Source organism: Clostridium sp. NSJ-145 (genome assembly GCF_021044725.1).
Classification (GTDB): Bacteria; Bacillota; Clostridia; order Clostridiales; family Clostridiaceae; genus Clostridium; species Clostridium disporicum_B.
On record NZ_JAJNOS010000009.1, the window covers coordinates 19387 to 42777 of the forward strand.

General features: G+C 27.7%; 24 protein-coding genes and 1 riboswitch. Of the genes, 21 read left to right on the forward strand and 3 right to left on the reverse strand.

Going from position 1 to position 23391, the window contains the following annotated elements; translation table 11 throughout:
- The first annotated feature begins 149 nt into the window (after nucleotides 1–149).
- From LQE93_RS09220 to LQE93_RS09230, 3 genes are all read left to right on the forward strand, one after another.
- Entirely contained in the window at nucleotides 150–722 is a 573-nt protein-coding gene (locus tag LQE93_RS09220) for a metallophosphoesterase family protein (RefSeq protein ID WP_186838033.1), read from the forward strand.
- Between the two features lie 13 nt (nucleotides 723–735).
- Entirely contained in the window at nucleotides 736–924 is a 189-nt protein-coding gene (locus tag LQE93_RS09225; RefSeq protein WP_231073147.1) for a DUF4250 domain-containing protein, read from the forward strand.
- A gap of 319 nt (nucleotides 925–1243) precedes the next feature.
- The gene (locus tag LQE93_RS09230; protein WP_231073149.1) at nucleotides 1244–2608 is read left to right on the forward strand and encodes an MATE family efflux transporter; all 1365 of its coding nucleotides are present in this window, start codon (nucleotides 1244–1246) and stop codon (nucleotides 2606–2608) included.
- Nucleotides 2609–2854: 246 nt separating this feature from the next.
- On the opposite strand, the gene LQE93_RS09235 is transcribed toward LQE93_RS09230, so the two are convergent.
- The gene (locus tag LQE93_RS09235; protein ID WP_231073155.1) at nucleotides 2855–3574 is read right to left on the reverse strand and encodes a polysaccharide deacetylase family protein; all 720 of its coding nucleotides are present in this window, start codon (nucleotides 3572–3574) and stop codon (nucleotides 2855–2857) included.
- A 305-nt stretch (nucleotides 3575–3879) separates the two neighbouring features.
- Between LQE93_RS09235 and LQE93_RS09240 the strand changes: the two genes are divergently transcribed.
- The 15 genes from LQE93_RS09240 to LQE93_RS09310 all read left to right on the forward strand — a co-directional run bounded on the left by LQE93_RS09240 (nucleotide 3880) and on the right by LQE93_RS09310 (nucleotide 18121).
- On the forward strand, nucleotides 3880–5163 hold the full coding sequence (locus tag LQE93_RS09240; protein WP_231073157.1) for a uracil-xanthine permease family protein: 1284 nt from the start codon (nucleotides 3880–3882) through the stop codon (nucleotides 5161–5163).
- 156 nt (nucleotides 5164–5319) lie between these two features.
- Nucleotides 5320–7539 (forward strand): sensor domain-containing protein, encoded by a 2220-nt coding sequence (locus LQE93_RS09245; protein WP_231073159.1) that lies wholly within the window; start codon nucleotides 5320–5322, stop codon nucleotides 7537–7539.
- 66 nt (nucleotides 7540–7605) lie between these two features.
- The gene (locus LQE93_RS09250; RefSeq protein WP_186838035.1) at nucleotides 7606–8163 is read left to right on the forward strand and encodes a SpaA isopeptide-forming pilin-related protein; all 558 of its coding nucleotides are present in this window, start codon (nucleotides 7606–7608) and stop codon (nucleotides 8161–8163) included.
- Nucleotides 8164–8360: 197 nt separating this feature from the next.
- Nucleotides 8361–8825, forward strand: coding sequence for a dUTP diphosphatase (locus LQE93_RS09255; RefSeq protein WP_055267192.1), 465 nt, complete (start codon nucleotides 8361–8363; stop codon nucleotides 8823–8825).
- Between the two features lie 96 nt (nucleotides 8826–8921).
- Nucleotides 8922–8980, forward strand: a riboswitch (Fluoride riboswitch).
- Nucleotides 8981–9076: 96 nt separating this feature from the next.
- Nucleotides 9077–10306: a cation:proton antiporter domain-containing protein gene (locus LQE93_RS09260; protein ID WP_231073160.1), complete on the forward strand. Its 1230-nt coding sequence runs from the start codon at nucleotides 9077–9079 to the stop codon at nucleotides 10304–10306.
- Nucleotides 10307–10367: 61 nt separating this feature from the next.
- On the forward strand, nucleotides 10368–10556 hold the full coding sequence (locus tag LQE93_RS09265) for a hypothetical protein (RefSeq protein WP_055267188.1): 189 nt from the start codon (nucleotides 10368–10370) through the stop codon (nucleotides 10554–10556).
- Between the two features lie 105 nt (nucleotides 10557–10661).
- Nucleotides 10662–11216, forward strand: a complete 555-nt coding sequence (locus tag LQE93_RS09270) for a class I SAM-dependent methyltransferase (protein WP_231073162.1) — start codon at nucleotides 10662–10664, stop codon at nucleotides 11214–11216.
- 20 nt (nucleotides 11217–11236) lie between these two features.
- On the forward strand, nucleotides 11237–11920 hold the full coding sequence (locus LQE93_RS09275) for a response regulator transcription factor (protein ID WP_231073171.1): 684 nt from the start codon (nucleotides 11237–11239) through the stop codon (nucleotides 11918–11920).
- A complete protein-coding gene (locus LQE93_RS09280; RefSeq protein ID WP_231073173.1) occupies nucleotides 11917–13200 on the forward strand; it encodes a sensor histidine kinase in 1284 nt (427 codons plus the stop codon). The genes LQE93_RS09275 and LQE93_RS09280 overlap by 4 nt, the downstream gene beginning before the upstream one ends.
- An 87-nt stretch (nucleotides 13201–13287) precedes the next feature.
- Nucleotides 13288–13932, forward strand: a complete 645-nt coding sequence (locus tag LQE93_RS09285; RefSeq protein ID WP_231073178.1) for a TVP38/TMEM64 family protein — start codon at nucleotides 13288–13290, stop codon at nucleotides 13930–13932.
- Between the two features lie 163 nt (nucleotides 13933–14095).
- A complete protein-coding gene (locus LQE93_RS09290) occupies nucleotides 14096–14860 on the forward strand; it encodes a DUF2087 domain-containing protein (protein WP_231073180.1) in 765 nt (254 codons plus the stop codon).
- A gap of 125 nt (nucleotides 14861–14985) precedes the next feature.
- Nucleotides 14986–16062: a serine hydrolase gene (locus LQE93_RS09295; protein ID WP_231073182.1), complete on the forward strand. Its 1077-nt coding sequence runs from the start codon at nucleotides 14986–14988 to the stop codon at nucleotides 16060–16062.
- 128 nt (nucleotides 16063–16190) lie between these two features.
- Entirely contained in the window at nucleotides 16191–16631 is a 441-nt protein-coding gene (locus tag LQE93_RS09300; RefSeq protein ID WP_341380554.1) for a helix-turn-helix transcriptional regulator, read from the forward strand.
- Nucleotide 16632: 1 nt separating this feature from the next.
- On the forward strand, nucleotides 16633–17370 hold the full coding sequence (locus tag LQE93_RS09305; RefSeq protein WP_231073189.1) for an ABC transporter ATP-binding protein: 738 nt from the start codon (nucleotides 16633–16635) through the stop codon (nucleotides 17368–17370).
- The gene (locus LQE93_RS09310; protein ID WP_231073191.1) at nucleotides 17360–18121 is read left to right on the forward strand and encodes an ABC transporter permease; all 762 of its coding nucleotides are present in this window, start codon (nucleotides 17360–17362) and stop codon (nucleotides 18119–18121) included. The genes LQE93_RS09305 and LQE93_RS09310 overlap by 11 nt, the downstream gene beginning before the upstream one ends.
- Nucleotides 18122–18289: 168 nt before the next feature.
- Here LQE93_RS09310 and LQE93_RS09315 read toward each other — a convergent pair whose 3' ends face one another.
- A complete protein-coding gene (locus LQE93_RS09315) occupies nucleotides 18290–19441 on the reverse strand; it encodes a VanZ family protein (protein WP_231073193.1) in 1152 nt (383 codons plus the stop codon).
- A 274-nt stretch (nucleotides 19442–19715) separates the two neighbouring features.
- Here LQE93_RS09315 and LQE93_RS09320 point away from each other — a divergent pair, with 274 nt between their 5' ends.
- On the forward strand, nucleotides 19716–20207 hold the full coding sequence (locus LQE93_RS09320) for a hypothetical protein (protein WP_055267172.1): 492 nt from the start codon (nucleotides 19716–19718) through the stop codon (nucleotides 20205–20207).
- Between the two features lie 34 nt (nucleotides 20208–20241).
- On the opposite strand, the gene LQE93_RS09325 is transcribed toward LQE93_RS09320, so the two are convergent.
- A complete protein-coding gene (locus tag LQE93_RS09325) occupies nucleotides 20242–21084 on the reverse strand; it encodes a YdcF family protein (protein WP_231073195.1) in 843 nt (280 codons plus the stop codon).
- Nucleotides 21085–21354: 270 nt separating this feature from the next.
- On the opposite strand from LQE93_RS09325, the gene LQE93_RS09330 reads away from it, so the two are divergent.
- Complete coding sequence (locus tag LQE93_RS09330; RefSeq protein WP_231073197.1) at nucleotides 21355–22194, forward strand: Cof-type HAD-IIB family hydrolase; 840 nt, start codon at nucleotides 21355–21357, stop codon at nucleotides 22192–22194.
- A gap of 167 nt (nucleotides 22195–22361) precedes the next feature.
- On the forward strand, nucleotides 22362–23330 hold the full coding sequence (locus tag LQE93_RS09335; RefSeq protein WP_231073204.1) for a P1 family peptidase: 969 nt from the start codon (nucleotides 22362–22364) through the stop codon (nucleotides 23328–23330).
- The last annotated feature ends 61 nt before the right edge of the window (nucleotides 23331–23391 follow it).

Here is a 23391-nt window from a genome sequence, read left to right on the forward strand (position 1 = left end):
AAGCGCCAAAGAAAAATGATGTGCCACCAGTTCCAGCAATAAGTAATCAAAAAAAACATGATTAATAATTATAAATTAAGCTAAAGTATAGATATACTTTAGCTTAATTTGTATAATATATAGTGAGTTGATATAAAAAGGGTGATGTTATGAAGATAGCTATTTGCTCCGATATTCATGGAAATATTGAAGCTTTTAATAGATTTTTAGAAGTGATAAATGCTGAAGGGATAAAGAAAGTTTTAAATTTAGGTGATTTTGTTAGAGGAAAAGATCCAGATAAAATAATGGATTATATAATGAATGATTCAAGATTTGAAAGTATAACAGGAAATCATGATGAAGCATACTGTTTGGAGATAGAAAAAAGTGCAACAGAAATAGATAAAAAATATATCGAATGGATAAAGACTCAACCAGGTGAGCGAGTTGTTGAGATTGAAGGTAAAAAAATTCTTATGGTACATAGCAGACCAACTTCAAATAAGTGTGCGCCTTTAATGTATAATGGTGGAACATTCAATGAGTTTATGGATGATTATCCAGATGGAATGGACCTAGTATGTTTTGGACATACTCATATACAGCTATTTATAGAGAACTTTTATGGTAAAAAAATATTAAATCCAGGTTCTTTAGGATTAGCTATTGGAGGAAAGGTTAATTTTGCTATAATTGAAATAGATAATGATGATTTTACATGTAAACTTTATAAGATATAGGGGAGAGGTAGAGATGGATAGAGAAACTATTTTAAATATGGATCCACATATGTTGGTTAGTATATTAAATCTAAAGCTTAGAGATTTTTACTCATCTTTAGATATGTTTTGTGATGATATAAATATCGATAAAAGTGAATTGGAAGATAAATTAAATAAATCAGGTTATTTTTATCAAAGTGGTATAAATCAATTTAAGTAGAGGTAAAAATAGTAGTAATTTAAATAAACTTTAATAGATTTTAAATTATCCTTAATGTATAATGAAATATATTATATTTTAAAATATCAATTGAAAGGATTGAGATTTAGATATGGGAATTAAAAAAACAGGAAAAATAGCAATATTACTAGCTGCAAGTGCTGCATTAGTTGCTAGTTTAGTTAATGATAAAAAGCAAAAAGAAAAGCAAAATGAAAATTAATTAATTTAAATTAGTTTATTATTTGGCAATGTGATTAAATAAAAAAGACGATTTTCGTCTTTTTATTTTTTGTATTAAGTTAAGAGGTGGGAGAAGATGAAGAAAAAAATAGATTTAGCTTCTGGAAATATATTCAGAACTTTATTTACATTATCTTTACCAATACTAGGAACGTCATTTATTCAAATGGCTTATAGTATGGTAGATATGATTTGGATAGGTAGAGTTGGAAGTGCAGCAGTTGCTGCTATTGGAACTGCAGGTTTTTTCACTTGGTTTGGTAGTTCTTTAGTTTTAGTAACTAGAACAGGAGCAGAGGTAGGTGTATCACAAGCTGTTGGAAAGAAAGATAATACCTTAAGAGAAAAGTATGTTTATAATAGTTTGACAATGGCTATTATTATTGCAATTATATATACTTTAATACTTTTAATTTTTAGAAATGGATTGATAGGATTTTTTAATCTAAATGATCCTGACATAATATCTATGGCTATCAACTATCTAATAATAATAAGTGTAGGAATGATATTCTCTTTTTTAAATCCACAATTTACTGGAATAATTACTGCAGAAGGGAATAGTAAAACACCGTTTATAGCAAATACCATAGGATTAGTTATAAATATAATTTTAGATCCAATACTAATATTTGGACTTGGTCCTATAAAACCTTTAGGAGTAGTAGGAGCAGCTGTTGCAACTGTATTTGCACAGTTTATAGTAACAGCAATATTTATATATGTATTTATAAAAGAAGGATATAAGTTAAAGGTTTGGGACAAGAAGTATTTAGACTTTAGATGTATTAAAGAAATAACTAAATGGGGAACTCCTAATGCATTACAAAATTGTTTATTTTCATTCTTTGGGATGTTAATAGGAAGAATAGTTGCAACATGGGGGCCAGTACCCATAGCTGTTCAAAAGGTTGGATCTCAAATTGAATCTATTTCTTGGATGACAGCAGGAGGATTTGCATCTGCATTAACAGCTTTTACAGGTCAAAATTATGGAGCTCAAAAGTATAAGAGAGTTGAAGATGGATATAAGTATACATTAATATTATCATTAGCACTTGGAGTATTGACTTCTTTTCTTCTAATAGTATTTGGAAAACAAATATTCTCTATATTTATTCAAGAGCAAGATGCAATAATACAAGGTGCTGACTACCTGAAAATATTAGGATATTCACAATTGTTTATGTGTATAGAAATAACTACAGCAGGAGCATTCTTTGGAGTTGGGAAGACAATACCTCCTTCAGTAATCGGGATAGTTTTCACAGGGCTAAGAATACCGCTAGCGATATATTTATCACAAGCAAGTCTACTTGGAATAAATGGAGTTTGGTGGGCTATAAGTTTAACTAGTATCTTTAAAGGTGTAATATTAGTTACATTATTTATATTTATGGTTCTTAAGCCTATCAAGCAAAGAAGGATGGAAGTTGCGTAGTAACAAGATGGTATAAAGAAGATAAATTCATAATTGAAATAAAGTGCGAAGCACTTTGGGCAAAAGTTTGACTTCGTCAAAGTCCAAAAGGTCACTTTGTGACGGCCAAAAGATTTACAATAACCAAGAGTAATAACTTAGAGTTAAAAAAGCTTTTGGACGTTTACAAAGTAAATCCTTTGGACTGCCATAGGCACTTTTGGACTCGACGCAGTCGACTTTTGGACTACGCACTTAGTACGCACTTTATTTCTTTAGTCTATAAAGTTCTGGTGTTTCTTCTGTTATCTTTTTAAAAGTATATCCTTTATCTTTATAATATTTGATTATTTGAGGCAATGCTTGTGGTGATGTTTTATTAACATTTGCACAATGCATTAATAAAATTATTGAATCTTTATCTGATATTGCATGAGAGTATATTGAATCTGGTGATGATTTTGGATTAGCACCATCTAATGTATCTTGAGTCCAATCATAGATTTTAAAGCCATGATTATGAACAAGATCAACCATTGATGATGTTAGCTTATAAGTATTATTTGTAGATCCAAATGGAAACCTCAAGATAGTATAAGTTTCACCAGTTACATCATATAATCTTTTTTGCACTTTTAGCATTTCGTTTATAAATCCATCGTTACTTGAATACAGATTATTTCTTTCATGGGTATAGCTATGTAATCCGATACTATGTCCTTCATCTCTCATTCTTAGGATAAGATCTTCTTGATCATCTATTTGATTACCTATAATAAAGAAAGTAGCAGGTACGCCTTCTGCTTTAAGTATGTCTAAAACCTCGGTAGTAACTTTTCCACTAGGACCATCATCAAAGGTAAGGTATATCTCTTTTTCCTTTGCCTCTCTAGGTTCATCATCACAAAAAACAGAAGTAGGAATGCTAAGCAATAATATAGAGATAAATAAAATGGTAAGATATTTGTAAAAATAAGAATTTTTCATATTATTTATAGCTCCTTTCAAAATAATTATAAGCTTAGTATGTACTATTAAAAAAATAAAATTAAAATACAAATAAAAAAATGTTGCAAAAATAATGTACGTTTAATATAATGAGTAAGAAAATAGTCTTTAAATTGATCCAGAGAGATCGGTAAGAAATAAAAGTGAGCATATAATTTTACGGGATTATTATAGCTTCTTACCGATGGTAAGGAGCTTTTTATATTGCCTTTAAAAGCAGTCCAGAGAGGCTGAAAAGGGAGAAAGTTTAATTTCTCCTTAAAAAATGTAAGGAGGGTGCGATTATGGCACAAATAACTGAAAAATTAACAACAGAAAAAAGTAGTGTAAGAAAAGTAACAGAAGGATTAATGAATGGGGTTTTAGCAATTCAACATCTTATAGCGATGTTTGGTGCAACTGTTTTAGTACCAATTTTAACAGGATTAGATCCATCAGTAGCACTATTCTCAGCAGGTATAGGAACACTTATATTCCACGCATGTACTAAAGGAAAGGTTCCAGTATTTCTTGGTTCATCATTTGCATTTATACCAGTAATCGTTGCTGTAGGAGCACAATTTAATGGAGATTTAAGATATGCACAAGGTGGAATGGTTATAGTAGGATTAATATATATAGCACTTTCATTCTTAATAAAAAAAGTGGGATTAGATAAAATAAGAAAAGTTTTACCAGCTAGAGTTGTAGGACCAATGATTATGGTTATTGGATTAAATTTAATACCAACAGCTTTAGATATGGCAGGTGTTAATAGCTTAGCTGCTGGACAAGCAGGTGCTGTAACAACAGTAATGGTAGCAGTAGTAACTTTAGCAGTAACATTAATAATAAAGACATTTGGAAAAGGATTCTTAAAACAGGTAGCAATTTTAATAGGTGTAGCTGTTGGATATTGCATAAGTTTAGTATTAAATCTTGTAGATGTAGCAGCGATTCAAAATGCTAGCATTATAGCAGTACCAAACTTCACATTACCAAAGTTTGATATGGCGGCAATATTAATAGTAGTACCAGTAGTATTAGCAGTAGTAATGGAGCACGTTGGAGATATAACTACAAATGGAGAAGTTGTAGGAAAGAACTTTGTTGAAGATCCAGGATTAAATAGAACATTATTAGGTGATGGATTAGCTACTTTAGCAGCATCATTTGTTGGGGGACCTGCAAATACAACTTATGGTGAAAATACAGGTGTATTAGCTATAACTAAAAATTATAACCCAGCAATATTAAGATTAGCAGCAGTATTCGCAATAATATTAAGTTTTGTTGATAAAGTTGGTGCAGCTATAAGAACTATACCAAGCTCAGTAATGGGTGGAATTAGTTTAATGTTATTCTCAATGATAGCTATAGTTGGGGTACAAACTATAAAGAGAGAAAAAGTTAAATTAAACATAGTAAATTTAATTATAATGGGAACTATTCTTTTAATAGGACTTTCAGGAAATATATTTGGTAAAGCTATAGGAATACAAATAACAGAAGCAGTGAGCATATCAGGATTAAGTTTAGCAAGTATAGTAGGTGTACTACTAAATGTTATAGTTTCTAGATTTGAATAAATGATATATATAATAGATAAAAAAGCGAAGAGTTTGTTCTTCGCTTTTTTGTTTTTTAGTATATCATTGATATTATTTGTCTTATTATCTATAAATATGGTACAATTAATTTGTAAAATATTAAAAAATATGGATAAAAAATATAGATTTTAAGGGGTGAAAAATATTTTAGATGGAGCTATTGTTTTTATTATAAGTGTATTTATTTTATTTAGTAATGAAGTTTATTATTTAAAATTATTTGGAATACTTGCTATTGCAATTATAATCTATATTAATCAAAGAAGAAAAAGTGAAATAAGACAAAAGGAAAACGAGCTTAAAATTAATACAGAGAGATATATTATGGCTATCGAAGCTATGGATGGAGATGTATGGGAATGGGATGAAAAGTCAGAAAAAATATATATTTCTAATATGATGACTTCTTTATTAAGTTTAGATAGTAATTATTTAAAGCGAGAAGAATGGTATAAATATATAGTTGAAGAAGATAGAGAAAGAGTAAAGCGAGAAATAGATAATATTTGTATTAATAGATTAAAAATTGATTTAATGCTTTCATATAGAGTTAAGGATATTGAGGGAGATATTAAATATCTTTCTTATAAGGCTAAAGGAAAGTTAAAAGGTGGAGTTTTTTACTTAACAGGAGTTTTAACTGATATAACAAAGAAAAGAATTACAGATATAGTAATGAGAGATAAGTATGAAAAATATAAACAGGTTATAGAAGGATCCAAAGATATAGTTTTTTGCATTAATTTTAAAAAAGGATTAATAAGTTTTGATAGTAAGATAAAAAAGTACATAAAGGCAGAAGATGAAAATGGAGAAGTTATAATTTTTTATAATGAATGGTTAAATTGTATTTATTCTGGGGATAAGGATAATTATTCGAGAGCTGTAAATAAGGTGCTTCTTGATTCGAAAAGTGAATTTTATGAGATGGAATATAGGATATTGACTAAAGATAATAATATAATATGGTTAAATAGCAAAGGCAAAAAAGTAAAGCTAGATAATGGTGAGATATATATTTATGGATCTTTATCAGATATAACTCAAAGAAAACAAAGTGAAATTGAAATACACTTTATGAGCTATTATGATGATGTTACAGGTATACCTAATAGAAGATATTTTATGAAAGAATTAGAGATAGCTTTAGATAGATGTACTGAAAATGATAAATTAGCTTTAGTTTTTATAGATTTGGATAACTTTAAAATTATAAATGATACATATGGACATTATTTAGGTGATTTAGCACTTAAAGGTGTGTGCGAAAAACTTTATAGTGTATTAGAAACAGAGAATATTTTAGCGAGATTTGGTGGAGATGAGTTTATACTTATAATAGAAAACATTGGTGATTTATCTAAAGTAAAAACAATTTTAGACAATGTATTAAATGAATTTAAGAAACCCCTTAAAATCGATAATAAAGATATTTACTGTGCTTTTAGTATAGGGGTAAGTATTTATCCTGATAATGCTAATTCTATAGATTCATTATTGAAGTATGCAGATATAGCTATGTATATAGCGAAGGAGAATGGAAAGAATAGATATGAGTTTTTCCACGAAAATATTTTAAGTTTAATGAATAGAGAATTTGAAATTGAGAAATTTTTAAGAACAGCAATAGATAAAGATGAAATTTATTTAAACTTTCAACCTAAAGTATCTTTAGTTAATGATAATGTTGATGGATTTGAAATATTAGTAAGATGGAAGAACAAAAAATTAGGAGTAGTTCCACCAAATCAATTTATACCCATTGCAGAAAGTAATGGAATGATTATTGATATTGGAAGAGTTATAATTGATAGAAGTTTTAAAAAGTGTAAGGAATTAAGTTTAATAGTTAAGGAAAGATTTAATTTTGCAATAAATATATCAGACATACAATTGAGAGATGAAAACTTTATTGATTTTGTTAGTGAGAAGTTAAATGAGTATGATATCTCACCAGAGTATATAGAATTTGAGATTACTGAAAGTGTTATAATGCAATCAGTATCTAAGAATATAGATACTATTTTAAAGTTAAAGGAGCTTGGGATAACTATAGCTCTTGATGATTTTGGGACAGGATATTCATCTTTAAATTATTTGAGAAGACTTCCTATTGATGTTTTAAAAATTGATAAAAGTTTCATTGATGGAATAGGATTAGATAAAAAGAGTGATAAGATTGCCAAAAGTATAATAGAGTTAGCGCATAGTTTAAACTTAAAAGTGGTAGCAGAAGGCGTAGAAAATAAGGAACAGTTTAATTATTTAAATTATATTAATTGTGACATAATTCAAGGATATTATTTTAGTAAACCAACAGAATTTGATGAAATAAAAGATATGCTTTTAATATAATAAAAAGTGCACAAAAAAACCTCTAAATGCGTATTATGTCAATATACGGCATTTTGGAGGTTTTTTATGAAAATAAGAATAGATGATGATTATGATAAGGATGATTTAGAAAAATTTAATATCATTGCTAATGATTATAAATATAGAAATGATGAACAGCAAGATGATATTTTAAAAGGTAATGTTATTGAGGCAACTTTCCAAGAGGTAGAGATGGATAATAAAGATTGTTCAAAAGATTATTCTAAAGAGTATTACAAAGATTATGAAAATTACTATATGAATTACGAAGAGAGAGAAAATAATGATGAAGATGAAGAGGGCTTGGGAAAGATAACAGTAATCTCTAGGTTGGCAAATAAAAATAGAACATTAATATCATCAGCAAAGATAAATTTATATGTACTTAATGGCGTATCTCCCAAGTTAGTTGAAACTAAGTACACAGATAAGAATGGACAAGTTGTTTTTGAAAATTTAAAAAGAGGTAGCTATAGAGTTATAGCTATTGTGGATAGAAAGTATTTTGAAAAGCCAACATATTCTCCTTGGAACGAAGTAACTATAGATAAAAGTACAATAGAAACAACTATCGAAGTAATGAATAAAATAAAATCTGTATAGAGAATATATGTATAAAGATACGTTAAATTAAATAAATGTTTTAGTAAGAATGACAAATAGACTATATTATATTGTCATTCTTTATTTTTGTATTAGTTTTTTAGTTATTATATCTTTGGATTTTAATTTTATGATATGATACAATATAAAATGTTTTAGAGGCGTAAAGTTTAAACATAAGAAAGGATGATTTACGTATGAAAATGAAGATTAAATATTTTGAAGGTGCAACTAAATTACAAAAAATAAGTAAAGGTAATTGGATTGACGTTTATGCAAATAAAGATATGTTTGTACCATTAAATGAAAGAGCCATGATTCCCTTAGGTTTTGCTTTAGAGTTGCCTCAAGGATGGGAGGGGCATTTAGCACCTAGAAGTTCAACATTCAAGACATGGGGAATAATACAAACAAATGGTGTTGGAGTAGTTGATGATACATATATAGGAGATAATGATCAATGGCATATGCCAGTATTTTGTTTGCAATATAAATCAATAGAGATTATTGATGGTATTGAAGAAAAAGGTACATGGATAAAAAAAGGTGATAAAGTAGGGCAATTTAGAATAATGGAAGTTATGCCTGAGATAGAGTTTGAAGAAGTTGAGTCCTTTGGTAATGCTGATCGTGGAGGCTTTGGAAGCACAGGTACTAAATAGTATACAAGAATGATTAATAGATTAAGTTATGCATTATAGACTTTATTATAATGGACAAATTTAACTTAATATGATATCATACAAATGGTTAAAATGAATAAATAAGGCGATGGAGTTCGCCATAATCGCGTAAAGCTAATGACTCCTACTCTTTTTAGGGTAGGGGTCTAATTTTTTTAGAATTATTAATAATGTAATTAACCAAACTAAATAATAATTTAAAAAAATAAATATAGAGGATGGGAGAAAAAATGGACATAGTAAAGGTGATAATATCATTAATAGGAATAGGAATAATTGCATATTGGAGTGGAAGAATAGTTGAGTTTATCAAATTACCATCTCTTATTGGAATGATAATTGTAGGAATGATAATAGGGCCTACATTTTTAAATCTAGTTCCAGAGGGTACATTGAATATAGCTCCACAGATAAAGGACATTGCATTAGTAACTGTATTATTTATCGGAGGTCTTGGAATAAGTTTAAATCAAATGAAAAGCATAGGAAGGCCAGCAATATTATTAAGTGCGATACCAGCACTGATTGAAGGATTGACAATAGCTTTTTTATCAACTAAATTTTTAGGATTTACATTTGTTCAAGGTGGAATATTAGGATTTATAATAGCAGCAGTAAGTCCGGCGGTATTAGTTCCTTCAATGGTTGAACTTATAAACAAAAAGATAGGTCAAGACAAGGCTATTCCACAAATGCTATTAGTAGGAGCATCAGCAGATGATACAGTGGCGATAACATTATTTACAACATTCTTAGCCGTATATATGTCAGGAATTGATGGTGAAAAGATTTCTGTAATAAGTGAAATAGTAAATATACCTATGACTATAGTACTTAGTATAGCGATATCTTGGATATTAGCTATAATAACTAATCCAATTTTTAAAAAGATAAAAAAAAATATATTAAAAATAGTTATGGCTATGATAATATGTTTAACTATAAGAGTAATAGAGAATATTACACATTTTAAATTGTTTAATTCGTTACTTATAATAATGATTTATGGTTTTTTCTTAAGAACTTATTTAGGAGATATGGCAAAAGGTATTCAAGATGGAATAAATATTATATGGAAGTATGGCAAACTATACTTATTTGCTTTCGTTGGCATGGCTATAAATCCAAAACTTGTTGGAGAGTATTTCTTTATTGGAGCATTTATGCTTTTAATATCCCTAACTATGAGGTCACTAGGAGTGTTAATTTCTTTAATAGGTACTAACTTAACCTTAAAAGAAAGATTATTTTGTGTAATTGCATATCTACCAAAGGCAACGGTGCAATCTGCTAAAGCAGGAATACCATTAAAAATGGGAGTTGAATCTGGGGATATAATGCAAGCTGTGGCAATACTTAGTGTACTTATTACAGCACCTATAGGAGCTATCGGAATAAAACTTACATCAAAAAGGTTTTTAACTGTAGAAGGCGAAGAAGAAAATGAAAAATTAGCCTAGGATTCTATAGTAGAGGATTATGTGATATAATAATTCAAGAAAAATTTTAGGAGGAAATTAAATGTTTACTAACGAAGAACTTGCAGTTATAAAAGATGCATTAAATATAGCAGATGATCATTATAAGAAAGCTATGGAATTAAGTAAAAATAATAAAAATCAAATGGTGGCTTATAATAGAAAGCAAAAGAAATTATGGCTAGTACAAAATAAATTAAATAAGATATTAGCTGGAGAAATAAAAGAATAGTAATTAACTTTTTAGTCTTAATAATTCTTAAGAATTATTAAGACTATTTTTTAATGTCTGAAATCTACAATGAAAGTATAAATTCAATTGTGGAGGTTTATTATTATGGAAGCAAGGTTTTTAACTCAATATTTTTCACATCCTAGAACAGTAGGAGCTATTATGCCCAGCTCAAAAAGATTAGCAGCTAAGATGGTTAATGATATTAATTTTGATAAAATAAATTGTATAGTTGAGTATGGGGCAGGAACAGGAGTATTTACCGAGGAAATTTTGAAGAGGAAAAATAAAAATACAAAGTTTATAGTAATAGAATACAATAAGGAATTTTACGAGATATTAAAATCAAAATATAATGAAGAAAACTTGTTTATTATAAATGATTCTGCTGAAAATATTGATTTATATTTAAAGAAATATGATATAAATAAAGTAGAGGCAGTAGTGTCAGGGTTACCATTTGCCAGCTTGCCAAAGAGTATGTCAGAGAAGATTTTAAGGAGAACTAGGAAGATTCTTGGAGATGAAGGAATATTTATAACATTTCAATATTCAAAAATGAAAAAGGAACTATTAAACAGATATTTTAGCAATATTAATTGGAGAAAAGAGAATTTAAATATTCCACCTGCATATGTGCTGAGCTGCAATAATAAATAAAATAATTAGGAGATAGGTAGATGAAGGAAACTATTTTAATTGTAGATGATGATAAAAATATAAGAAATCTTTTAGGAGTTTATCTAGAAAATGAAGGATTTAAGATTATAAAGGCTGAAAGTGCTTATATTGCTATAGATGTATTAAAGGAAGAAAATATAGATTTGATTCTTCTTGATATTATGATGCCGCAATTAGATGGAATAGAAGCTTGTATGAAGATAAGGGAAGAAAATAATATGCCTATTATTATGATATCTGCAAAGTCAGAGGATATGGATAAGATTCATGGGTTAACTGCAGGAGCAGATGATTATATAACTAAGCCTTTTAATCCATTAGAGCTAATAGCAAGGGTGAAATCACAGCTTAGAAGATATAAAAAATACAATGACTCTAATATTTCAAAGGTAATTATAGAAATAGGAGACCTTACTATAAACACTGATACTCGTTTAGTTTATGTTGGAGGTAAGGAAGTTAGACTTACGCCTAAGGAATTTGATATTCTAGAACTTTTAGCACGAAATAAAGGAACGGTTTTAAGTATTAGAAAGATATATGAAAGTGTATGGAAAGAGGATTTTTTTAAATCTGACAGTACTGTAATGGTTCATATAACAAAGATTAGAGAAAAAATAGAAAGTGATCCTAAAAATCCTATATATATTAAAACTATATGGGGAGTTGGATATAAGATATGATAAAGCTAAAATGGTTAACACCACATCTTATGCTGGGTATGATAATAGGATTATTTGCTGCAACTCTTATAATTATTGAGGGCTCGTATTTAATATGGGCAAATGAAGCTAGACAATTGAATATATCACCAATATTTCTAGAGCAGATTTTTAAAATAATTGCAGTAATTACTTTTATAATTATAGTATCTATATTTAACAGTAAAAGATTTAAAAAAATAAATTTAAACAGGATTAGTATATATATTCTTTTTTCAATAGTTATATCAGGCATATCAGCATATATAGTAATGGTATTTATAGCAAGTACTTTCTTAAATAAATATTATTTTGAAGGAAATATAAATATATTTACTGTAAATATTATTTCTTTTGGATTAATAGGGGGCTCAATAGGTGGATTTATAATTACTTTTCTTTTGTTAATAAATAGAAGGGTAAAGTATATTAAATTTCTTACAAGAGAAGTTAAAATGATAAAAGAAGATGGCTTTGGGAGAACTATTGAAGTTAAAGGAAAAGATGAATTAGCAGAGCTTTGCGAAAGTATTAATTCAATGTCTGTAGAGCTTAAGCAAAAGATTGATAATGAAAGAAAGTTAGAGCAAAATAAAAGTGAACTTATAACTAATGTATCTCATGATTTAAGGACGCCGTTAACATCAATTATGGGATATATAGATTTAATTAAGAATGAGCAGTATAAGAATGAGGATGATTTTAAAGAATATATAGGAATTATAGATGATAAAGCAAAGACTCTTAATAAATTGATTAATGAGCTTTTTGAATATACAAAGCTCACCAGCACAGATATACAATTAAATTATAGTGAGGTTGATATTATATCTCTTGTTGACCAGATTGCTGGAGAATATGAATATGTGTTTGAAAAAGAAGATTTAAAATTGAAAAAAGAAATACTAGGTGAGGAAATTATATTAAGGATAGATATTGAAAAAATAGTTAGAGTTTTAGATAATTTATTAACTAATGCTAAAAAGTATAGTACAAGAGGAACAGAAGTGTTTTTGAAACTGGCAGAAGAGGCAGATAATTTAATGATTTCAATAAGTAATAAAACTAATGAGATTAAAGAAGAAGACTTAGGTAATATCTTTGAAAGGTTTTATAAAGGTGATAAATCCAGAAAAGATATAGAAAGCTCTGGAATTGGACTTTCAATAGTAAAAAGAATTATTGAACTGCATAATGGAGTTATATATGTAGATATGAATAAGGATATTATTACATTCACAATTAATCTGCCATTAAAATAATTCAAGAAATGTTAATATTTTTATTTAGTTCATATTAAGCTTTTTGGTATATGATATTTATAGATAATATTATTTAGGAGGAAGTACATGAAAAAGAGAAAGGTATACAACGTTATTATATTATCTATGATTATTTTAGTAAGTATAACATTTTGTTTGTTTAATCCTATAGATTTAAGTATAGAAAATTTAAAGATGATTATAAAAGGAAGCAATATTGCATATTTAGTTTTTTTAGGAATATGGATTATAAGATTAATAGCATTTATTCCAGGGGTTAGCCTTATGTTGCTAGGTGGACTTATATTTTCACCAATTGAAGCATTGATATTATCATTATTAGGATTAGTTTTAAGTGATACATTAGTATTTATATTAGGAAAAATGGATTTGTTTGAAGGAATAAAAAATAAAATTAAGAAAAAATATAAAGACATATATAAACTTGTAGAAGAAGAAAATCATAAAATTTTAGCTATAGGAGTTTTATGTCCAGTAGCACCTACGGATGTTATTTGTTATTTATCTTCATATTTAGGGTTAGGATATAGGAGATTTATTATTACTTTTATAATAGCAAACATTCCAGCGGTTTCGCTTTATAGTTTTTTAGGAGATAGTTTTAGTAATTCAATATATAATACGGTATTTATAATTATAACATTAATTGTAACTTCAATAATAACTATAAAAAAGTGGAATAAATTAAAGTTAAATATTCATCAAAACTAAAAGTTTTATAATCTAAAGAGATAGCTTGAATTTGAAGCTATCTTTTTTATTTATACAAATATAAAAAACTAATTATAAAAATGTTTATTTATATATAGACAAAATATAATAATGTTTCATATAATTGTATTACAGGAAAAGATAGGAAAAGAGGTATGGTGAAATGGAGATAAGTCAAAGTTTTTGGAACTCATCAATTGATGAAATAAAAAATGGGTATATTGAAGAGGCAGGAAGTATTAAATGCCTAGTATGTGGAGAAGTATTTACTATTGGTAGGATTTATGAAATTGATGGTAAGTTTTACGATGCAAGAAAAACTGCTGAAATTCATATGGAAGAAAAGCATAACTCAATGCTTAATTATTTATTAAATATGAATCCTACATTTACTGGAATATCAGAAGTTCAAAAGAATGTTTTAGAGTTAATGGCTATGGGTTTATCTGATAAGGAAATAGCACAGAGGTTAAAAGTTGCTAATTCAACTATAAGAAATCATCGTTATAAGTTAAGAGAAAAAGAAAAGCAAGCTAAGGTATTTTTAGCTATGATGGATTTATTGGAGAATAATACTAGTAGAAATATTAATATTTTAGAAAATACGGTGATATGTGATCCTCACAAAACTGCAACTACCTTAGATGATAGATTTAATATAACCGATGAAGAAAAAGTTAAAGTCATAGAAAATTATATGGATGAAAATAAGAGACTTAAAAGTTATCCAGCCAGAGAAAAGAAAAAAGTTATTATTCTAGAAGAAATATGTAAGAACTTTAAGTGTGGGAAAAAGTATTCAGAGAAAGAAATAAATCGAATATTACAGAGAATATTTGATGATTATGTAACATTAAGAAGAGCATTAATTGAATATGGATTTTTAGATAGATCTAATGATTGTAGTGAATATTGGATAAAAGAATAGCTATACTTTTGAGCTGCATTTTCTATATTATTTTCATAATAAATTCATAATAAATAACGAACTATATCATAGAATACTAATAGAAATTATTGTCATAGTTAAAATATCTTAAGGATGTGTAGTAATTGAAAAATGTTGTTAGAAATTTTATGATTTTATGTATATTTATTATTTTAGGGAGTGCAGCAATAAATAATAGAATTAGGACAAGTTCTGATATAGAGATTAAAGATGTATATGCGTATACATTAGATGAAAATGAAGAGCATATGTCATTGGACACAGAAAATATTGATAGTGATATAGAAAATACCGATGAGGGGCTTAATGAAGAAGAGATTATTGAGGAAGAAGAACCAGAAAAAGTAATAGGAAAAGAAAATGAAGAGATAGATATAGAAGGAGATTTAAGTAATCCTCTTTTTAATAAAGATATAGATATAATAGAGAGAATAGATAATTATTTAGGTGATGATAAATGTCGTACAAGCTTTATATATTATAATTTAGTAAATGAAGAAACATTATCTTTTAATGAAGATTTATATATGGACGCTGCAAGTCTTTATAAGTTAGGATTAAGTCTTGTAGCGTATAATATGGTTGATAATGGAGAAATAACATTAGATGATTTAGTTTATTATAGTCCATGGCAATATCAAGGTGGAACTGGGATTTTACAATATGATTTAAGTTTTGGAGCATTACCATTAAGAACTTTAATTGAGTACTCAATCAAATATTCAGATAATATAGCAGCTACTATGATATATAGCTATATTGGAGGATGGTCAAATTTTAAGTGGAGGCTTTTTGAACTTTTGGGTATTAATTATGGAGATTATGACAATATAACTTCTGCAAGGGTTGAGTTAGAGATATTAAGATATATATACGAAAATAGAAATAACTCTAATTATGCTACTTTAATAGATTATCTTAAAAATACAGATTTTCACGATAGATTAGATAAATATTTACCTCAAGATATTGTAGCTCATAAAATAGGAAGTAATGAAGGTTATACACACGATATTGGAATAGTATTTACAGACGAGCCCTATATAATAATTATGATGACTGATAATGTATATGATGGACCAGATAAAATTGCTGATATTTCAAAAGCGATGTATTTATATAATATAGATAATCAGAAGTCAATAGAAACTACAGCTACTCATATAATGATGGAATATTAAAAACAAAGCAGTTAGAAATGACTGCTTTGTTTTTTTTATTATTAAATACGCAACTAAGTTTAACATCAAATGTTAATTATAGTTGGTTCAGAGGTGGGTAAAATAGTAATAGAATAGTAGTAGGAGGTATGAAAAGTATGATTAATGAAAATTTGAGAAAGTTAAGAATTTATAATAAATATACACAAGAGGATATAGCAGAAAAACTAGGGGTATCTAGACAATCTGTCGCAAAGTGGGAGAATGGAGAAAGTATTCCTGATATAAATAAATGTATGGAACTAGCAAAATTATATGATGTAACTTTAGATGACTTAGTTGCTACAATTATAAATAAGGAAAGTAAGTTAGTTACTCCAAAAGGAAAGTTCATGTTCGGAGTAGTAAAGGTTGGAGAAAGAGGACAAATAATAATTCCTAAAAAAGCAAGAGAAGTATTTAATATTAAAGCTGGTGATAGACTTTTAATACTAGGAGATATTGATTTTGGTATAGGAATTAAAAGATGTGAAGATGTGGAGGAGTTTTTTAATCAAATGATTAGTTCACAAGTTATTGAGGAGGATTAAAATGAAGGCAATTGAAATTAAAAATTTACAGAAGAAATTTAAAAATAAGATTGTTGTTAACTCAATAAATTTAAATATTGAAGAAGGAGAACTTTTTGCGCTTCTTGGAGTTAACGGGGCAGGTAAAACTACTACTATAAAAATGCTTTCAGGACTTTCGAAACCAACAAGTGGAGATGCTTTAATTTTTAATAAAAGTATTTTAGAAGATTTAGATAAAATAAAAGAAATAATAGGTGTTTCACCACAAGAAACATCTATAGCACCTAATCTTACAGTAAAAGAAAATTTAGAGTTTATGGCTGAAATATATGGTTTTAAAAAAGATAACTTTAAAGAACGGACAACGGAGATTATAAATAAATTTTCATTAGAAGAAATTGAGAATCAAAAAGCAAAAACATTATCCGGTGGATGGCAAAGGCGATTAAGTATAGCTATGGCATTAATAAGTGAACCTAAAATATTATTTTTGGACGAACCTACTCTTGGGCTTGATGTATTAGCTAGAAGAGAATTATGGGGAATTATAAATAATCTAAAAGGTAAAACCACAATTATCTTAACTACTCATTATTTAGAGGAAGCTGAAGCTTTATCAGATAGAATTGCTATTATGGTAAAAGGAGAAATTAAAGCTTTAGGAACAGCTGTAGAACTAAAAGAGTTAACTAATACTACTAGTCTTGAAGAGGCTTTTGTGAAGATAGCAGAAGGAGAAATGAAATATGAGAAGTAAGACTTTTGCAAAGAGGAATATTAAAGAGGTATTAAGAGATCCTCTAAGTTATATATTTTGTTTAGGGTTTCCAATAATTATGCTTATTATAATGACTTTTGTAAATAATAGTATTCCTAAAGAAGCTAATATGAAGATTTTTAATATAGAGTATTTAGCACCAGGAATAGCTGTATTTGGATTAACATTTATTATGCTATTTACATGTTTACAGGTATCAAAGGATAGAGCAAGTGCATTTTTAATTAGACTGTATGCATCTCCAATGAAATCAAGAGATTTTATTGGTGGATATATGATGCCGTTCTTTATTATTGCATTAGCTCAAAGTGTTATTACGTTTTTAGTAGCTGCAATTATAGGTGTTTTTTCTGGATATACTTTTAATATTTTAAATGTAGTAGTATCTATTATAACATTAATACCATCAGTGATTTTATTTATTGGATTTGGAATGTTATTTGGAACATTATTTGGGGAGAAATCAGCACCACCTTTAACATCTATTATAATAACTATTTCATCTATATTAGGTGGTATATGGATGGATATAGAAAGTTTAAATTCAGGAATGAAAACTATATGCAATATTTTACCTTTTTATCATGGAGTAGAAGCTGCTAGAATGGCAATTGTAGGAGAGTTTGATAAGATTATAATACCACTAATAGTAGTTACTATATATGCTGTAGTTATATATATAATTTCAGTATTTGTATTTAAGGCGAATATGAAAAATGATATAAATTGAGATTATTTTAAGTAGATATTATATAAAACAAGCAATCCTCTAAAAAGATTGCTTGTTTTTATGAGAAATTTTAAAGTAATTATAAAGAAATCTATAAAAAGAGATATACTAGTAATTTATAAGAGATAAAGTAATAGTATATATATTGCCTTATTATTTTTACAAAAATTATTTGAGATATTTCATGTGTCTACAGGTAGTGCCGTCACTTTCATTAAAATATACTTTTAAATCATTAGATTCACCTGTAGAGTAAATATCATATATTGTTGTATTTTCAGGTAGTTCCTTTAGTATTGGAAATGTTGTTATAAAGTATTCATCTTCAAAGATAAATTGAGAATATACATCACCAGCAAAGTTTATAGTAATAGTTTTAGCATCGTTATTTTTACCAAATACAATTACACCGATTTTACTATCATCATTTATAATGGCAATTGAATATCCATAGTCATTACCATCCCATTGAACTTGAGTAGAAAAACCTTGTACATAGCGATTTTGTAAAACTTCATCAGCTATTTTAAGTTCAAAATAATCAGCATTATCTTGTAAGAATAATTTATGATTAAAGAATTGAGCAGATTCTACGTATTCATTTCCAGTACTATACGTAAATACAGCTTCTGCAATATCTTCATCAGATTGATTACCAGAAACAGTAAAGCTATAAAGTATTCCAAAGAAAACAGCAATTGTAGTTATAGTTATAGATAATAAGAATTTTGAACTAAGGGTTATTAAACTACCTTTGTAATTAACCTGTAATTTTTCTACTAAGTTGATAAGTTTAGTTCTTTCAATAATTAATATAAAGATATTAAAAATAACAAATCCAATTATAGCTCCTAAGGTATTAAAAATTATATCATCTATATCAGTGAAATTAGTACAAGTTAAATATTGAAGTAATTCAATTGAAAATGATGCTACAAAACCATAAAAAGCTACTTTTCTTAATTTATTATGATTTTTAAAGAATAAAGGGATTCCGAAGCCTAAAGGAACAAAAAGTAATACATTACCTAAAACATTATAAAGTGAATTACCAAGCCCCATGAAATTATCTTTAAACATCTTAATAGTCTCAACTAGTGGGATTAAGTTAGCATAACTTCTCATACGTAAATCAAGGTGAAGCATACCATATTTAAAGAATGTAAGATAAATTACAATAAGGAAATAAATAAAGAAAAGATTAATAAATACTTCTCTAAATATATTAACTTTAAATGATTTCTTACAAACAATAACTCTATATATAATCCAAATTATTAAAGCTAAAATTAAAAAATAAATATAACTTATGACAATCATAAAATACCTCCGTGTTCTATTTGGAATTATTGACAAGTACGATAATATTATAACTTAAAAGTAAATAAAATAAAAAATTTACTAAATTTCAATCCAACTTATTAAAATATTTATACTTAGAAGATTGGTTAGATGTAATTTTTAAAGAGGTTTGTAATTTAAAGTGAAAAACTGTTAAAAATAGCATTGTTAAGCCGTTTTGACTATGTAGATTTAAAGAAAATACAGCATAATATATTAGTGGGTGGGAAAAAATTATTATGGAGGTTTTAGAATGAACCGACAAGTATATTGTGAAAAATGTTTAGAAGTTATTGAGGAGAAAGAGGATTTAGTTATTTTGAATGGTAAACCTTACCATTATAACTGCTATGAAAAAGAACTAAAAGAAGAAAAGAAAAAAACACTTATGAAAAGATTTGTTACATGGAGATTTATAAATAGTGGACTTATAGCTAATATACAAGCAGTTTTAGTAATAGCATTAGGTGTAATTTTATATTTATTTGGTGGTAATTTTGCTGATGAAGAGAATTGTCATATTTGGGGAACTATTATAATAGCTATAGCTTTAATAGTTAGAATGTATGGTTTTTTAAGCTTTGAGATTAAGGCTAAAAGAGTTGGAAGGAAGAGTAGGATATTACAAAGCAAGGATTCAGTACTTCAAATAGTTAAGATTGAAGCTGTAGATTTATTAAAGGTAGCAGGGTTAGTAGCTTTTATTGCAGTAGTATGGAATTTAATATCATCGGTATTAATGTAATATATAAAGGAGTTGCTTTTTTTAGCAACTCCTTTTATCTTGAATTATCAATAAAAGACGTAATTTTATTATAATTATCAGTTATATAGTCTGGAATATCAACATGAACTATGAAGTTTTTACCATTAGGACCGTATCCTTTTTCGTTATCTTTTAATCTAGGTATTTCGCCTACTATAAGATTTAAATACCTATCAATATCCCAAATACCATCTATGTCTTTATTAATGAATAGCATATTATTATCTAGAGTAGGAATAAATGGAGCATAATTGATAATTTTAACATCTTTGTCTTCTAAGTATTTTGCAAAAGATGCATAGCTTCTAAGTTGCATAGTTGGATCTTGAATTAGCAATATAGAATTATAGCTTATTTTTAACTTATCAAGCAATTGAACAGATTTTAAAGCATTATCACCACAGTTGGTAGATTGACTTTCTACTATTATATCTTTTTCAGGAACATTATAATAGTTAACTAAAATATCTTTGAAAATATCAGCTTCGGAATTATTATCGATTTTAACGTCATTAAATTTGAAATTAGTTTGAATAGCACTTCTTAAGAAGTGGGTAGAATGACCAATGCCACCAGAAACTAAAATTTTATTGCAGAGTCCCTTCTTGTAGGCTTCATAAGCAACGCCAATAGTGTAGGGAATAGCATTGCCGAGTAATACTAAAATATCTACATTTAATATACTATATTTATTATATAAAGATTCTACTGATAAATTATCTATATCTCTAGTTGCTAAAAATTCACCTAGAGAATTTATATAACTACTGAGATTAAATGACTCAGAAGTATTTATCTTTGAACAGTGGATATTACTAATATGATTATCTTTACTATATCTAAAATTAATATTCATAGCTTTCTCCTATAACTGAATAATGAAAATTTATATAACTATTATAACATAAAAAATGGTAATAATAGGAGCGTAATAAATGCTGTTAAGTATAAGTGAATTTAATTAAATGATTAAAGAGGAATTATAATATTGTAGTTCATATTATAATGATGTTTATCTTATGGTTTTTATAAAGTTAGAGAGAGAATATTTTCATAATTTGAAAACTATAACTATATATCTAATGTAATAATATAGACATAATAATAAGACAAAGAGGATATTTATATGAGTAAAAAAGTAATTTTTTTAGATGTAGATGGAACATTGGTTAATGATAATGGAGTGGTACCTGAATCTGCAAAAGATGCAGTGAGACAAGCTAGAAATAATGGACATTATGTGTTTTTATGTACAGGTCGTTCTAAAGCAGAGATATATGATGAAATTATGGAAATAGGTTTTGATGGAGTTATAGGTGCTGCAGGTGGGTATATTGAAGTAAATAATGAAATTATTCTTCATAAAAAGGTAAATAGAGAAGATGTTGAACATTTGGTAAATTATTTTGATAAAAATAATATAGATTTCTATTTAGAGTCAAATGGAGGTTTATTTGCAAGTAAGAATTGTAAAAAGACTTTAAATAAATTAGTCTTTGAAGGAGTAGACAAAGATAGTAAACTATATAAAGAGTTAGAAAAAGGGATAGGACAGTTTATAGAAGCTTTAATTGAAGGAGAAGATTTAATTAGAGATGATATAAATAAGATATCGTTTTTAGATTCTGAAACTTCTATAGAAACAATTAGAGATGAATTTAAGGACAAGTTTAATGTTATACATTGTACTGTTCCAATGTTTGGAGAAAATAGTGGAGAGTTATCTGTGCCTGGTGTGCATAAAGCATTGGCTATTGAGTATTTAATAGAACATTTAGGTTTAGCCAGGGAGACTACTTTTGCATATGGTGATGGAATTAATGATATGGAAATGCTACAGTATGTTAATTATGGAATAGCAATGGGGAATGCTAATGAAGCCTTAAAGGAAATAGCTTGTGATATAACGGGAACTCATGATGAAGATGGAATATATAATAGCTTTAAAAAATATAGATTAATATAATGATTTTGCTCTGTTTGGCAAGGATATTAATATAAAGTAATTACTTTATATTAATTGAAATGTAAACAGGGCTTTTTATATATGAAAATAGGCAAATAAGTTGAAGATAATATTTCCATAATTTAAAATATGTATATATGTTATTTTGAGATGAGGTGTAAAGTATTATGAAGGAAATAAATATTGCAGATATTGATGGAATTAGAATTGGGCATGCAGAAGATAGGATAGGAGCAACTGGATGTACGGTATTAATATGTGAAGAGGGAGCTTCAGCAGGGGTAGATGTAAGAGGTGGAGCACCAGGAACTAGAGAAACTGATCTTCTAGATCCAGTCCAAATGGTTCAAAAGGCTCACGCTGTAGTTTTATCAGGAGGAAGTGCCTTTGGATTAGATGCAGCGGCTGGTGTTATGGAGTATCTTGAGGATAGAAATGTAGGTCATGATGTTAGTATTACAAAGGTACCTATAGTATGTCAGGCAGTAATATTTGATCTTATATGTGGAGATATGAAATGTAGACCTAATAAAGAGATGGGATTAAAAGCTTGCATAGATTCAGAAAAATACAATGAAAATGTTAATGGTAATATAGGGGCAGGAACAGGAGCTGTAGTAGGGAAGTTTAAAGGGCCACAATTTGCTATGAAAGGCGGACTTGGAATGTATGCAGTTCAAGTCGGCGATTTAAAAATTGGAGCAGTAGTTTCTGTTAATTGTTTAGGTGATGTAATTAATTATGAAAATGGAGAAATAATAGCAGGAGCTTTAAATGAAGATATGAAGACTTTTGCTAATACTGAAAAGATGATGATTGAAATGTATGATGTTAAAAAGGATGCATTTAATGGAAACACTACTATAGGAGTTGTTGTAACTAATGCAGACTTAACAAAGGCAGAAGCTAATAAAGTTGCATCAATGACACATAATGCTTATGGTAGAACTATGAGACCAGCACATACTATGTTTGATGGAGATACTATATTTACTATGGCTACAGGAAAGGTTAAATGTGATGTTAACGTAGCAGGTCTTTTAGCTACTAAAGTAATGGAAGAAGCTATAATGAGAGCTATTAAGTCTGCTAATTCAGAATATGGATTTGTAAGTTATAAAGAGCTTAATAAGTAAATTGCAAAGGGCCGTATGTTATGAAGCATATTAATTAAAAAGAAAGAAAATCAGCTTAGGC

Coding starts and splice junctions, on each gene's coding strand:
- LQE93_RS09220 (WP_186838033.1), top strand. CDS start 150: ATGAAGATAGCTATTTGCTCCGATATTCATGGAAATATTGAAGCTTTT.
- LQE93_RS09225 (WP_231073147.1), top strand. CDS start 736: ATGGATAGAGAAACTATTTTAAATATGGATCCACATATGTTGGTTAGT.
- LQE93_RS09230 (WP_231073149.1), top strand. CDS start 1,244: ATGAAGAAAAAAATAGATTTAGCTTCTGGAAATATATTCAGAACTTTA.
- LQE93_RS09235 (WP_231073155.1), bottom strand. CDS start 3,574: ATGAAAAATTCTTATTTTTACAAATATCTTACCATTTTATTTATCTCT.
- LQE93_RS09240 (WP_231073157.1), top strand. CDS start 3,880: ATGGCACAAATAACTGAAAAATTAACAACAGAAAAAAGTAGTGTAAGA.
- LQE93_RS09250 (WP_186838035.1), top strand. CDS start 7,606: ATGAAAATAAGAATAGATGATGATTATGATAAGGATGATTTAGAAAAA.
- LQE93_RS09255 (WP_055267192.1), top strand. CDS start 8,361: ATGAAAATGAAGATTAAATATTTTGAAGGTGCAACTAAATTACAAAAA.
- LQE93_RS09260 (WP_231073160.1), top strand. CDS start 9,077: ATGGACATAGTAAAGGTGATAATATCATTAATAGGAATAGGAATAATT.
- LQE93_RS09265 (WP_055267188.1), top strand. CDS start 10,368: ATGTTTACTAACGAAGAACTTGCAGTTATAAAAGATGCATTAAATATA.
- LQE93_RS09270 (WP_231073162.1), top strand. CDS start 10,662: ATGGAAGCAAGGTTTTTAACTCAATATTTTTCACATCCTAGAACAGTA.
- LQE93_RS09275 (WP_231073171.1), top strand. CDS start 11,237: ATGAAGGAAACTATTTTAATTGTAGATGATGATAAAAATATAAGAAAT.
- LQE93_RS09280 (WP_231073173.1), top strand. CDS start 11,917: ATGATAAAGCTAAAATGGTTAACACCACATCTTATGCTGGGTATGATA.
- LQE93_RS09285 (WP_231073178.1), top strand. CDS start 13,288: ATGAAAAAGAGAAAGGTATACAACGTTATTATATTATCTATGATTATT.
- LQE93_RS09290 (WP_231073180.1), top strand. CDS start 14,096: ATGGAGATAAGTCAAAGTTTTTGGAACTCATCAATTGATGAAATAAAA.
- LQE93_RS09300 (WP_341380554.1), top strand. CDS start 16,191: ATGAAAAGTATGATTAATGAAAATTTGAGAAAGTTAAGAATTTATAAT.
- LQE93_RS09305 (WP_231073189.1), top strand. CDS start 16,633: ATGAAGGCAATTGAAATTAAAAATTTACAGAAGAAATTTAAAAATAAG.
- LQE93_RS09310 (WP_231073191.1), top strand. CDS start 17,360: ATGAGAAGTAAGACTTTTGCAAAGAGGAATATTAAAGAGGTATTAAGA.
- LQE93_RS09315 (WP_231073193.1), bottom strand. CDS start 19,441: ATGATTGTCATAAGTTATATTTATTTTTTAATTTTAGCTTTAATAATT.
- LQE93_RS09320 (WP_055267172.1), top strand. CDS start 19,716: ATGAACCGACAAGTATATTGTGAAAAATGTTTAGAAGTTATTGAGGAG.
- LQE93_RS09325 (WP_231073195.1), bottom strand. CDS start 21,084: ATGAATATTAATTTTAGATATAGTAAAGATAATCATATTAGTAATATC.
- LQE93_RS09330 (WP_231073197.1), top strand. CDS start 21,355: ATGAGTAAAAAAGTAATTTTTTTAGATGTAGATGGAACATTGGTTAAT.
- LQE93_RS09335 (WP_231073204.1), top strand. CDS start 22,362: ATGAAGGAAATAAATATTGCAGATATTGATGGAATTAGAATTGGGCAT.